The sequence below is a fragment of the Nitratireductor sp. ATLC21 genome (assembly GCF_057196525.1).
Genome location: NZ_JBXUOU010000002.1, coordinates 162,194 through 173,854 on the forward strand (window position 1 = coordinate 162,194; position 11,661 = coordinate 173,854).

13 protein-coding genes are annotated in these 11,661 nt (G+C 62.4%); 6 read left to right on the forward strand and 7 right to left on the reverse strand.

Annotated features, from left to right (window positions below; genetic code table 11):
• The 5 genes from AC2CHD_RS08470 to AC2CHD_RS08490 all read left to right on the forward strand — a co-directional run bounded on the left by AC2CHD_RS08470 (position 1) and on the right by AC2CHD_RS08490 (position 4,752).
• Complete coding sequence (locus tag AC2CHD_RS08470; RefSeq protein WP_484553342.1) at positions 1 to 1,260, forward strand: NAD(P)/FAD-dependent oxidoreductase; 1,260 nt, start codon at positions 1 to 3, stop codon at positions 1,258 to 1,260.
• 12 nt (positions 1,261 to 1,272) lie between these two features.
• Positions 1,273 to 2,274: a 4-hydroxyproline epimerase gene (locus AC2CHD_RS08475; protein ID WP_484553343.1), complete on the forward strand. Its 1,002-nt coding sequence runs from the start codon at positions 1,273 to 1,275 to the stop codon at positions 2,272 to 2,274.
• Positions 2,275 to 2,283: 9 nt separating this feature from the next.
• A complete protein-coding gene (locus AC2CHD_RS08480) occupies positions 2,284 to 3,396 on the forward strand; it encodes a cis-3-hydroxy-L-proline dehydratase (protein ID WP_484553344.1) in 1,113 nt (370 codons plus the stop codon).
• A 3-nt stretch (positions 3,397 to 3,399) separates the two neighbouring features.
• A complete protein-coding gene (locus AC2CHD_RS08485; RefSeq protein WP_484553345.1) occupies positions 3,400 to 4,428 on the forward strand; it encodes a trans-3-hydroxy-L-proline dehydratase in 1,029 nt (342 codons plus the stop codon).
• A gap of 120 nt (positions 4,429 to 4,548) precedes the next feature.
• Positions 4,549 to 4,752 (forward strand): hypothetical protein, encoded by a 204-nt coding sequence (locus AC2CHD_RS08490; protein ID WP_229450213.1) that lies wholly within the window; start codon positions 4,549 to 4,551, stop codon positions 4,750 to 4,752.
• A gap of 104 nt (positions 4,753 to 4,856) precedes the next feature.
• On the opposite strand, the gene rpsU is transcribed toward AC2CHD_RS08490, so the two are convergent.
• From rpsU to cysG, 6 genes are all read right to left on the reverse strand, one after another.
• Entirely contained in the window at positions 4,857 to 5,084 is a 228-nt protein-coding gene (rpsU, locus tag AC2CHD_RS08495; RefSeq protein ID WP_007010888.1) for a 30S ribosomal protein S21, read from the reverse strand.
• Between the two features lie 296 nt (positions 5,085 to 5,380).
• Positions 5,381 to 5,902: a DUF934 domain-containing protein gene (locus tag AC2CHD_RS08500; RefSeq protein WP_484553346.1), complete on the reverse strand. Its 522-nt coding sequence runs from the start codon at positions 5,900 to 5,902 to the stop codon at positions 5,381 to 5,383.
• A 10-nt stretch (positions 5,903 to 5,912) separates the two neighbouring features.
• A complete protein-coding gene (locus tag AC2CHD_RS08505) occupies positions 5,913 to 6,677 on the reverse strand; it encodes a phosphoadenylyl-sulfate reductase (RefSeq protein ID WP_229450215.1) in 765 nt (254 codons plus the stop codon).
• Positions 6,652 to 8,322, reverse strand: coding sequence for a nitrite/sulfite reductase (locus tag AC2CHD_RS08510; RefSeq protein WP_484553347.1), 1,671 nt, complete (start codon positions 8,320 to 8,322; stop codon positions 6,652 to 6,654). The genes AC2CHD_RS08505 and AC2CHD_RS08510 overlap by 26 nt, the downstream gene beginning before the upstream one ends.
• A 16-nt stretch (positions 8,323 to 8,338) precedes the next feature.
• Positions 8,339 to 8,647, reverse strand: a complete 309-nt coding sequence (locus tag AC2CHD_RS08515; protein ID WP_484553348.1) for a DUF2849 domain-containing protein — start codon at positions 8,645 to 8,647, stop codon at positions 8,339 to 8,341.
• Positions 8,647 to 10,074, reverse strand: a complete 1,428-nt coding sequence (gene cysG, locus AC2CHD_RS08520; protein WP_484553349.1) for a siroheme synthase CysG — start codon at positions 10,072 to 10,074, stop codon at positions 8,647 to 8,649. The genes AC2CHD_RS08515 and cysG overlap by 1 nt, the downstream gene beginning before the upstream one ends.
• Before the next feature lie 226 nt (positions 10,075 to 10,300).
• Here cysG and AC2CHD_RS08525 point away from each other — a divergent pair, with 226 nt between their 5' ends.
• On the forward strand, positions 10,301 to 10,747 hold the full coding sequence (locus AC2CHD_RS08525) for a baeRF12 domain-containing protein (protein ID WP_223019348.1): 447 nt from the start codon (positions 10,301 to 10,303) through the stop codon (positions 10,745 to 10,747).
• A 97-nt stretch (positions 10,748 to 10,844) separates the two neighbouring features.
• Here AC2CHD_RS08525 and AC2CHD_RS08530 read toward each other — a convergent pair whose 3' ends face one another.
• Positions 10,845 to 11,588 carry an SDR family NAD(P)-dependent oxidoreductase gene (locus AC2CHD_RS08530; protein WP_229450219.1) on the reverse strand — a complete coding sequence of 248 codons (744 nt, stop codon included), beginning with the start codon at positions 11,586 to 11,588 and terminating at the stop codon, positions 10,845 to 10,847.
• Positions 11,589 to 11,661: the final 73 nt, after the last annotated feature.

Below are 11,661 nucleotides of genomic sequence, written 5' to 3' on the forward strand. Positions count from 1 at the left end.
ATGGGCAAAGCCCGTTCGCAAGGAAACGCCGATGTCGCCATCATAGGCGGCGGGATCATCGGCATCGCCACTGCGTTCCGCCTTGCAGAGGCGGGCCGGCAGGTCGTGCTCATTGAGCGCGATGCGCCGGCCAATGCCGCGAGCCGGGGCAATGCCGGCGCATTCGCCTTTCCTTCCATCCTTCCGCTGGCGTCACCCGGCATTCTCTTCAAGGCGCCCAAATGGCTGTTCGATCCGCTGGGGCCGCTTTCCATACCGCCAGCGGAGTTCCCAAAAGTTCTGCCGTGGCTTCTGCGCTTCTTCCGAGCCTCCATGCCAGATCGCATCGAGGCCAGCACGGCGGCGCAGGCAGCCCTGAACCGGCTTTCCGAAACAGAAACCGCCACCCTCACGCGGGAAGCCGGGCTCGACCATCTGGTGCGCCATGATGGCGCTCTGGAGCTTTATGAGAGCGAGGCCGCATGGCGCGCCTCGCTGAAAAGCTGGGAACGTTGCGAAAAGGCCGGCGTCGAGATCGAGCACGTGGAAGGCCCGCGCCTTGCCGAATTGCAGCCGGGCCTCTCGCCGAGATTGGTAAAGGGCGTGTTCCTGCTGCAATGGAAAACGGTCAGCGACCCGCGCGACTATGCGCTTGCCCTGCTCGAAGCCGCCCGGGCGCGGGGCGTCAAGCTGATCGAAGGGGCCGTTTCGCGCCTCTCGCCTGGCGCCGAGGGTGTAACCGTCGCGCTGGAAGATGGCCGAACCCTCAAGGCAGGCCATGCCGTTCTCGCCGCCGGGCCGTGGTCGAACAGGCTCACTGCGCTCCTCGGCGACAAATTGCCCGTCACACCCGAGCGCGGCTACAACACCACGCTGCCACCCGGCAGTTTCGATCTGAAACGGCAGGTCATCTTTCCAGCGCATGGCTTCGTGGTCACGCCGCTTGCCACGGGCATTCGCGTCGGAGGCGCGTCCGAGCTCGCCGGCTTCGATGCCCCGGTCAATTACAAGCGCGCACGGCACATGCTCGACAAGGCCGCCGGCTTCCTGCCGGGGCTGAAGCGCGAAGGCGGAACGGAGTGGATGGGCTCGCGCCCCTCCATGCCGGATTCGCTCCCCGTTATCGGGCGGGCCTCCTCCAGCCCCCGCATTGTCTATGCCTTCGGTCACGGCCATCTGGGGCTCACCCAGTCGGCCGCTACGGCACGGCTCATCACCGATCTGATCCTCGAGCGAAAAACACCCATCGACATATCGCCCTTCCGGCCCGGCCGGTTTTGACAGGAAAGCATCATGGCGGTCAGCACATTCACCTGTATCGACGGACACACCTGCGGAAACCCCGTGCGGGTCGTGGCCGGCGGCGGTCCGCAGCTTCAGGGCTCCACCATGCTGGAGCGCCGCGCGCACTTCCTCGCCGAATATGACTGGATCCGCACCGGCCTGATGTTCGAGCCGCGCGGCCACGACATGATGTCCGGCTCCATCCTCTATCCGCCGACGCGCGAGGATTGCGACATCGGCATTCTCTTCATCGAAACGTCGGGCTGCCTGCCCATGTGCGGCCATGGCACCATCGGCACCATCACCATCGGCATCGAGAATGGCCTCATCCGTCCGCGCGAGCCCGGCGTGGTCCGCCTCGACACGCCGGCGGGTCTCGTCGTCGCGGAATATGAGCAGAACGATCGTTTTGTCGAAAAGGTGCGCCTCACCAATGTGCCGGCCTTCGTTCATGCGACCGGGCTCACAGCCGAGGTCGAGGGGCTTGGCGAAATCACGGTCGATGTCGCCTACGGCGGCAATTTCTACGCCATCGTCGAGCCGCAGGCGGCCTTCGAAGACATGGCGAACCACACGGCGGGCGAGCTCATTGGCTGGAGCCCGAAACTGCGCGCGGCCCTCAACGCGAAATACGATTTCGTCCATCCTGAAAAGCCCGACATCAAGGGCCTGAGCCACATTCTGTGGACCGGCAAACCCTCCCGGCCTGAAGCGCATGCGCGCAACGCCGTGTTCTATGGCGACAAGGCCATCGATCGCTCGCCCTGCGGCACGGGCACCTCGGCGCGTATGGCGCACTGGCATGCGAAGGGCCGCCTGAAACCCGGCGACGATTTCGTCCACGAAAGCATCATCGGCTCCATGTTCGAAGGTCGTGTGGAGGCCGAAACGCAGGTTGCAGGCAAGCCCGCCATCGTGCCTTCGGTCGCCGGCTGGGCGCGCGTCACGGGCTACAACACGATCATGATCGACGACCGCGATCCCTATGCCCACGGCTTTGTTGTCGTTTGAGGAGAGACCATGAAAATCAAAGCTATCCGCGCTTATCAGGTCGACCTGCCGCTGAAGGAAGGGCGCTATTCATGGTCGAACGGAAACTTCGTCGAGGTCTTCGATTCCACCGTCGTCGCCATCGAGACGGATGAAGGCCTCACCGGCTATGCCGAATGCTGCCCGCTGGGTTCGGCCTATCTGCCATCCTATGCGCGCGGTGTGCGCGCGGGCCTTGAAGAAATCGCACCAAAGCTGATCGGCCTCGACCCCACCAATCTCGGTCTCGTCAACCGCACCATGGATGCCGCCCTCAACGGCCACCCCTATGTGAAAGCGCCGCTCGACATCGCCTGCTGGGATCTTCTCGGCAAGGCAAGCGGCCTGCCGCTGGTCACGCTTCTCGGCGGCAGCGCGCAGGACGAGGTGCGCCTCTACCGCGCCATCTCGCAGGAAGACCCCGATCAGATGGCGAAGAAGATCGCCGGCTACAAGGCCGAGGGCTACACCAAGTTCCAGCTCAAGGTCGGCGGCAATGCGGATGACGACATCGCCCGCATCCGCGCCTGCCGCGAAATCCTCGAAGCCACGGACATTCTCGTGGCCGACGCCAACACCGGCTGGTCGCGGCACGAGGCAGCACGTGTGGTCGATGCGGTGGCCGATCTCGATGTCTATATCGAGCAGCCATGCGCCACCTATGACGAGTGCCTGTCGATCCGCCGCCGCACGGCAAAGCCTTTCATCATGGATGAAAACATCACCGGTCTGGATATGCTCGTACGCGGCCTGGCCGACGACGCATTCGACGTCATCAACCTGAAAATCTCCAAGGTCGGTGGCCTTTCGAAGGCGCGCACCATGCGCGATGTGTGCGTGGCACACGGCATCCCCATGACCATCGAAGACACCTGGGGCAGCGACATCGTCACCGCCGCGATTGCCCATCTGGCGCAGTCGACGCCGTCCGATTTCGTCTTCTCGGCAACGGATTTCAATTCCTACGGCACAAAAGCCATCGCCGCCAACGCGCCGAAGCGCGTCAATGGCGGCATGAAGGCACCGTCCGGGCCGGGCCTCGGCATCGAGCCTGATTTCGAAGCGCTCGGCGCGCCGGTCCTGTCGTTTGGCAAAGGCGCTTGAGCCATGCGCTCCAGCCGGGTCATCCACATCGTCTCCTGCCATGCCGAGGGCGAGGTGGGCGACGTCATTGTCGGCGGGGTGCTCCCACCGCCCGGGGATACGCTGTGGGAGCAGCGCAGTTTCATCGCCCGAGATCAAAACCTGCGCAATTTCATGCTCAATGAGCCGCGCGGCGGCGTCTTCCGCCATGTCAATCTTCTCGTCCCGCCGAAGAATCCGGCAGCCGATATGGGCTTCATCATCATGGAGCCGGAAGACACGCCGCCCATGTCGGGCTCCAATTCCATCTGCGTTGCCACCGTGCTGCTCGACACGGGCATCGTGCCCATGACCGAGCCCGAGACGAAGCTCGTTCTGGAAGCGCCGGGCGGTCTCGTTCAGGTGGTTGCCGAATGCCGCAACGGCAAGGCCGAGCGCATTCGCGTGACCAATGTGCCCTCCTTCGCTGACCGTCTGGACGCGCCTCTGGAGGTCGCGGGTCTCGGCACGCTCACGGTCGATACCGCCTATGGCGGCGACAGTTTCGTCATCGCCGATGCTGCCGCACTCGGTTTCTCCGTCACGCCGGATGAAGCCCGCGATCTGGCCGAAACCGGCGCGAAGATCACAAGGGCTGCCAATGAGCAGCTTGGCTTCTCCCACCCCGATAACCCGGAATGGGATCACATCTCCTTCTGCCAGCTCGCCCTGCCGGTCGAGGAAACCGCGGATGGTCTCGTCGGTCGCAATACGGTCGTCATTCGCCCGGCCAAGCTCGACCGGTCGCCGACCGGCACCGGATGCTCCGCCCGGATGGCCGTGCTCCATGCGCAGGGGCGCATGAAGGTGGGAGATCGGTTCACAGGCGTGTCTGTGCTCGGTTCTCGCTTTGAGTGCAGCATCGTGAGCGAAACATTCGCAGGAAATAAGCCGGCTATCATACCTGAGATCGCCGGGCGAGGGTGGGTCACGGGGACCCATCAACTGATGCTCGACCCGTCCGATCCATGGCCGCACGGATACCGGGTTTCAGACACTTGGGCAGACAATTAAAGTTTTAGGAAAAATTTACCCTGTTGCTCAAACATGGCCGAAGTGCCTCATTTCTCGGAACAAATCCTCATCTGGCGGTTTAACTCCATAAGTGCGATTTGAAACGATTGAGCAAGGACAATGACGCGACACGAAAAACGACAGGAGCGCCAGAGCGACGCAAATCGCGCTGACACTGCGCGCAGTGTCAGACAGCGTCTTGGCCACCCTGAAAACACGCGGTTTCTGAACAGGATGCCGCATTTCTCGCTGGACACCGACATGCCCGAAGAGTTTCACGACCTTCTCGGCAAGCTCGATGAAGCCGAGCGACGCGCCGGCTGATCCACTTCAGACCGAACCGGTGAAACAAAACAGGGACGGGGCCTGAGCCGCACCGTCCCTGTTTTCAAATCCGATTAAATCAGGCGATGCCTGATCGTCAGCCCTCAGGCTGCGCGGCGCTTCTTCGGCAGAAGGCCTTCGCGCTGGGCCTGTTTGCGGGCCAGCTTGCGTGCGCGGCGGACAGCTTCGGCACGCTGGCGTGCGCGCTTTTCCGACGGCTTTTCATAAGAACGGCGGGATTTCATCTCCCGGAAAACACCCTCGCGCTGCATCTTCTTCTTGAGCACTTTAAGGGCCTGATCGACATTGTTGTCGCGAACGATAACCTGCAATGGACTTCCTTCTTCAGTTGGCGTTTCAGTGGTTGAGCGTGGCCAATGCGCTGAAAAGCGCGAAGAACAGCTCTCGATCAATCTTATTCTACATCGGTGCAAGGGCCTGGCATCAGCCGGCGCAAAGATGCAAAGGCGCCCAGGCGAAGGGGCGACTCAAGATGGGGCGCACCATAACAGAAGTTATGCGGAATGCACCCCTTGGCAGAGATATAGGTCAGAAATGGGAGATTTCGAGATGAAATGACGCAGAATGCCGCGCAAATCCCGTGGATTCTTTAGATTTCCTTGGAAAATCAAGCGGAAATACGCCTCCACGCATAGGAACCTGGCGCGGCCGCTGCCTTCGCTGCAGGTTGATAGTAGAGCGGAATGCCGGCTTCTTTCCCGGCCTCCAGTTGGCTGATCGTGAAGGCATTGACGATTTCGAGTGTGGAAAACCCGACCCGGAACATATGGGCGACCTGGTCGATCAACACGTCCCCCGTTGCCCGGATTTCCCCGCGATACCCGTGCCGGGTGCGCAAGAGTTCCGCCTTGGAATAGCTGCGCCCGTCGTTGAAAGCAGGAAAAGCCAGCGCCACCAGCGGGAGGTGCTCGAGATGCGGCAACAGTAGATCCAGTGGTTCACCCGGTTGCAGCTCCACACCAATTCGGCCCGCGGCTTCCTCGCGCGCCTTTTCCTCAAGTTCGAGGTAAGCAGCCAGCGGCACGATAAAATGCTGGCCGTCGCCCGGCACCGCGGCCTCTTCACGCCTCTCCCAGATGTTCTTGCGAAATGCCCTGCCGTCCCAGAGCTTCGGATGCGGTTCATTCATGAAGCTGTTCCTAACGCGATGGAGAGAGCGCGGCCTCGAGGCCGGGCAGGTGAATACCGCATTCGATCTTGGCTTGCCCCGCCCAGCGCCCCGCACGCGGGTCTTCTCCCGGGCTGACCGGGCTGGTGCATGGAAAGCAGCCGATGGAAAGATAGCCGAAAGCCACCAGCGGGTTCTGGCGCAGCTCATTCTGGCGCATATAGTTGGCCTGATCCTCAGTGGTCCACCGCGCCAGGGGGTTGACACGAATCCGGGGTCCCACCGCCTCGAACACGGGCATCTGGGCGCGGGTCGCAGCCTGAGCGCGCTTCCGGCCGGTAAACCATGCGCGATAAGGCTCGACCGCACGTGCCATCGGTTCCACCTTGCGGATGTCGCAGCAGAGATCCGTGTCGCGTTGGTGAAGGGTCCCATCCGGGTCCTGCTCGGCGAGCGCCTTGGCGCGCGGAGCGACGATCTTGAGATTGGTCAGCCCGAGGTCGGCGACGAGCTGATCACGATAGTCCAGCGTTTCACCGAAATGCTGGCCCGTGTCCAGAAACGCCACCGGAATCCCCGGATCGACTTTCGCGATCAGATGCAGCAAGGCGGCCGAATCCGCCCCGAAGGAAGACGTCGCTCCGATACCGCCCGCATCCCGAAACAGATCGATCGCGACGGCGATGATTTCTTCGGCGGGAAGATAGCCATATCGATCGTTCAGCGCGATAGCGAGTTCGGTCGCATCGCCACTGGCGGCGAAATCGCGATCAAGCTGCCTTGGCTTCGTGGCCATAAAGGGCCTCCTTGAATGGTGCGGGGCCAAGCCTGCGATAGGCGTCGAGGAAACTCTCATTGCTGTTTTCGCGTCGTGCGAGATAGGTGTCGACAATGGTCTCCACCGCGTCGGTGATCTCGTCGGGCGCAAAGCCACGCCCGATGATCTCGCCGATGGTCGAGCCCTCACGCGCCGAACCGCCAAGGGTTACCTGGTAGAGCTCCGTGCCCTTCTTCTCGACACCGAGAATGCCGATATGGCCGACATGGTGATGCCCGCAGGCATTGATGCAGCCGGAGATCTTGATCTGCAGATCGCCGATTTCGTCCTGCCGGGCCTGAGAGGCAAAGCGCTCAGAAATTTCCTGCGCCACGGGGATGGAGCGGGCATTGGCCAGCGCGCAATAATCGAGCCCGGGGCAGGCGATGATGTCGGTGATCAGCCCGGCATTGGAGGTTGCCAGCCCAATCTCGACAAGTGCGGCATGAACCGCAGGAAGATCGGCCCGCGCCACATGCGGCAGGATCAGATTCTGCTCATGGCTCACGCGGATTTCGTCATTGCCATATTGCTCGGCAAGGTCGGCAATCGCGTCCATCTGTGCATCTGTCGCATCGCCCGGCACCTCGCCGATGCCCTTCAGCGAAACGGTCACGGAAGCATAGTCGGGGTTGCGATGCGTGTGCGCGTTGCGGCGCAGCCAGTCGGCAAAACCGGGGTTGGCCTTCACCGCCCCGCTCACCACCGCGTCGCCTTCCGGGCGTGCTTTCAGCTTTGGCGGTGCGAAATAGGCTTCGATGGCGCGAATATCGGCCTCGGGCAGCTTCAGCTCGCTTTCGCGGAGCTCGTCGAACTCCTTCTCCACCTGCGCTTTCAGCTCTTCCGTGCCGGTCTCGTGCACGAGGATCTTGATCCGGGCCTTGTATTTGTTGTCGCGCCGTCCGTTCAGATTGTAGACGCGCAGGATCGCCGTCACATAGGTGAGCAGGTCGCGCTCCGGCAGGAAATCGCGGATTTTCTTGGCGACCATGGGTGTGCGGCCAAGACCGCCGCCGACAAACACGGCAAAGCCGAGCTCGCCTCTGTCATTCTTCTTCAGATGCAGGCCGATATCGTGCACTTCGATAGCCGCACGGTCACGTGCCGCACCCGTCACGGCAATCTTGAACTTGCGCGGAAGATAGGAGAATTCCGGATGCAGCGATGACCATTGCCGCAGGATTTCGGCATAGGGGCGGGGGTCCGCCACTTCATCGGCCGCCGCACCGGCAAAATGGTCTGCTGTCACATTGCGTATGCAGTTTCCGGAGGTCTGGATGGCGTGCATCTCCACCTCGGCGAGCTCTTCCAGAATGCGTGGAATGTCGACCAGCTTCGGCCAGTGAAACTGCAGGTTCTGACGCGTGGTGAAGTGGCCATAGCCCTTGTCATAGGTGCGCGCGATATGCGCCAGCTTGCGCATCTGGCGCGGCGAGAGGGAGCCATAGGGAATGGCGATCCGCAGCATATAGGCGTGCAGCTGCAGATAAACGCCATTCATCAGCCGAAGCGGCTTGAACTGGTCTTCCGTGAGCTCGCCTGCAAGGCGGCGCTTCACCTGGTCGGTGAACTCCGCAACGCGGGCTTTCACGAAGGCTTGGTCGAATTCGTCGTAACGATACATGAAACGTGACCTGGCTTTAGGCGGCGCTGAGCGCAGCGTTGCGCGCTTGCTTGCCGATCTCTGGATGAATGGAGGGCCCGCCGGCGCGGATGCGTTCGCGCAGGCGTTTGGGGAGGATGCGGCCCTCGGCGATCTCCACGTCGACCAGCGTGACGTCGATCACGATGTTGGCGGCAAGAGCGAGGTTCCCGGCAGCGGCAATGCGCGCCTCATCCTCCGCATCCTTGGCCACATGGGCGGCATCGATCGTGTCGACCCAGCGGTCGCCGGCTCCCAACCACACGGTTTCACCATCGGTCAGGCGATTGGCGGCTACAATCTTCATCACGCGCGCTCCAGCTGGTGCTTGTGGGATGCGAGCGCTTCCGAGCGCTCGAAATTCGCGCCGGCCACTGCATCGCCGATCAGCGTCATAACGGGGCCGGTCAGTTCGTTGCGGTCGGCAAGCGAGGGCAGGTCGTGCAGCGTTCCGTGCAGGAGCCGCCTGTCGTTGCGACTGGCGTTCTCGATCACGGCCACGGCGGTGTCCGGCGAAAGTCCTGCCTCGACGAGACGGCCCGCCACATCGGCAGCCACCGAGCGCCCCATATAGACGGCGATGGTCGCGCCGGAGACGGCGAGGCTCGCCCAGTCGGGCAGGGTGCGGCCCTTCAGGTCATGGCCGGTGGTGAACACGATGGAGGAGGCAATGCCGCGCAGCGTCAGCGGCAGCTCGAAATCGGCAGCGGCGGCGAAGGCGGCGGTCACGCCCGGCACAACTTCATAGGAGACAGCCGCTTCACGGAGTGCCGCCATTTCCTCACCCGCGCGCCCAAAGATCAGCGGATCGCCGGATTTCAGCCGTACAACGCGCTTGCCCGCGCGTCCCAACGCCACGAGCAGATCGTTGATCTCCTCCTGGCTCTTGGAGTGGCAGCCCTTGCGCTTGCCGACGGAGATGCGCTCTGCATCGCGCCGGCCCATGGCCACCACGGCCTCCGGCACCAGCGCGTCATAGACAATGACATCCGCCTCCATCAGAAGGCGCTGCGCGCGCAGTGTCAGAAGGTCTTCCGCGCCGGGACCGGCGCCCACCAGCGCGATGTGGCCCGGAATGTCTTCACCAGCCGCCAGAAGGCTGGAGGCGCTGCGGCGGGCAGCGGCCACGTCTCCCCGCTCGACCGCGCGGGCTGTGTCGCCGGTGAAGAAGGCTTTCCAGAACCGGCGACGCGCTAGGCCGCGGGGCACCAGCCGGTCGACGGCGTCGCGGTATTGTGTGGCAAGTTGGGCGAGTACGCCAAGCGATGGGGACAGCATCTGGTCGACGCGCGCCCGCACCATTTGCGCCAGCACCGGTCCGGCCCCCTCGGTCCCGATGGCAACCGCAAGCGGGGCCCGGTTCACAAGGGCCGGTGTATAGAAATCGCAAAGCTCGGGCCGGTCCACTGCGTTTACGGGGATGGAGCGAGCCCGCGCATCCGCGACAATGACGCGATCCTGCGCCTCGTCGTCGGTCGCGGCGAAAACAAGCGCTGCGTTTTCGATGTAGCGCGGAGCATAGGGTGCGCGGATCAGATGGGCTCCATTTTCCGCCGCCCATGCGGCGAGCGCTTTCTCGGGCGCATCAGCAACGAGCGTGAGCGCCGCTTTCGACTGGCCCAGCAACCGCGCCTTCGCAAGCGCCTCATCCCCATTGCCCACAATGACGACAGCACGGTTCTCCACCCGCAGGAACACGGGGAAAGCGGCAAGCTTTTGGGTCTTAGTCGTCATGGTTTGCGAGCCTTCTCGAACGATGCCCGCAATAATGGCGGTTTGCAGCGTCGCCTGAGAAGAAACACACTCGCTGCCGCATGAATGTGACAAGATTGCTTTTTCATCGCACCGCTTCGCGGCAGCAAATCCTTCCCCGGCCCTGCGCGGATACCCATATCCACTTTGTGGAACAGGAAGCGAGAGGCTGCGTTTCCTCAGGACCGTAGAAGCAATGGAGATTGATATGGCTGAGTTCCGGCTCGTACACGATGCTTGGGTTGTCGTCGCCGATGGTGAAAAGGCGCTGTTTCTTCGCAATGAGGGCGACGCGACTTATCCCAATCTTCAGGTGGTGCGAACGATCCACGAAGAAAATCCGCCAAGCCGTGAGCAGGGCACCGACAAGCCGGGACGCTTCAACGACGGCCATGGGGTTCACCGCAGCGCAGTGGACGAAACCGACTGGCACCGTATCGAGAAGGAGCGTTTTGCCGCCGACGTCGCCGAGCGGCTATACAAGCTCGCGCACAAGGGCAAGTTCAGCAAGCTGGTGCTCGTCGCCCCGCCGCTGGTGCTGGGCGAGTTGCGCAAGGAGATGCACAAGGAAGTGGAAGACAAGGTGATCGGCGAGGTCGCCAAGACGCTGACCAATCACACGGTCGGCGATATAGAAAAGGTGCTGATGCAGTAGATGAGGTGGGTTGGGCGGCGCCAACAAACGCGCCGCCGAAGCCCCGTGCCGAAGCGCCATTGAGGGGCACCACCAAGATCGATCACGCTCAAAGGTATTAAACGTGCTGGCCGCCGTTGATGTGAATTTCCGAGCCAGACACATAGGACGACTGATCCGAGCAAAGGAAATAGATCGTCTCAGCCACTTCCGACGTCTGCCCAAGCCGGCGTAGCGGGATGGTCTCGACGATCTTTTCCGTGCCGGGGGAAAGGATGGAGGTTTCGATCTCGCCCGGTGCGATAGCGTTGACGCGAATGCCATGCGGACCGAAATCGGCTGCCATCTCCCGCGTGAGCGCCACGAGCGCTGCCTTGGAGGTCGCATAGGCGGTTCCGGCGAAAGGGTGCACGCGGCTGCCGACAATGGAAGTGACGTTCACAACAGAGCCCTTCGCGTTGCCCAACTCCTTGAAGAGCCCGCGCGCAAGCATGATCGGTGCGAAGAAATTCACCTGAAACACATCGCGCCACATATGCATCGGCGTTTCGATGGAGTTCATGCGTTTGCCGCCTTCGAGCTTGGGCGAAATGGCGGCGTTGTTGACCAGCGCGTCCAGCCGTCCGCCATTCGCTTCCAGCCGGTGGCGAATTTCGGCGATGGCAATGCCGACGTCTTCCTGGTCGGAAAGATCGACTTTGATATGATCTTCCGGCCCGGCAGGCCACGGGCAATCCTCCGCAAAGGCTTGCCTCGAGCAGGTGATCACCCGCCAGCCTTCACGAGAAAAACGCTTCACCGTCGCGTGGCCAATACCTCGGCTCGCACCTGTCAAAACCAGTGTCTTGCGTTCGTCGGCCATGCCCTGCTCCCTGTTCCGCTCCTATGTAAGCGAGAGTGGAGGCGAATGCGATAGGCAAAAGCGGACTGGCTGG